The sequence below is a fragment of the Blautia difficilis genome, from assembly GCF_014297245.1.
GTDB lineage: Bacteria > Bacillota > Clostridia > Lachnospirales > Lachnospiraceae > Blautia_A > Blautia_A difficilis.
In genome coordinates this window covers 1-633 of sequence record NZ_JACOQG010000102.1, presented here as the reverse complement: position 1 = coordinate 633, position 633 = coordinate 1, and the positions used below count along the sequence as shown (strand labels likewise).

General features: G+C 48.3%; 1 pseudogene. It reads left to right on the top strand.

Features of this window, described 5'->3' with window-relative positions:
- Positions 1 to 13: 13 nt before the first annotated feature.
- Positions 14 to 633, top strand: a pseudogene (locus H8Z82_RS17025) (IS200/IS605 family accessory protein TnpB-related protein); the annotation flags it as partial.

Below are 633 nucleotides of genomic sequence, written 5' to 3'. Positions count from 1 at the left end.
CTATGAAAGCCGGATGGAACAGTGGGAGGCAGCGGGAGAACTCTCCGGGAAACCGAATTTTACCTGTGAAAACCATGCCATGCCGGTCTTTTACCGGGATGTGATGTACCGCGAAGGGATAGAGGGAAAAGATGAGGCATACCTGAAACTGTATGACGGGCATGACTGGAGATGGTTCCGTGTGTGTTTAAGCCATACGGATATGGAATACCTGCGCAGGAACTGGTATGGGAAAAAGGCATCTGCCCCGGCACTGGAGAAAAGACACCATAAATATTTCCTGCGTTTTTCTTATATAGAAGAAGTGACGCTTACTCAGACACCTGTTAAAGGGCAGATCATCTGCAGTGTGGATCTGGGAATCAATACGGATGCAGTCTGTACCATCATGCGGGCAGACGGAACTGTCCTGGGGAGAAAGTTTATTGACTTCCCCAGTGAAAAAGACCATATGTACCGCACACTGGGACGAATCCGGAGATTCCAGAGGGAACATGGATCTGCGCAGGCAGGAGAAAGGTGGGCATACACCAGACGTCTGAATATAGAATTAAGCAGAAAGATCGCAGGGGCAGTTGCAGAATATGCATGGGAGAATCATGCAGATGTGATCGTATTTGAGTATCTGGAAAT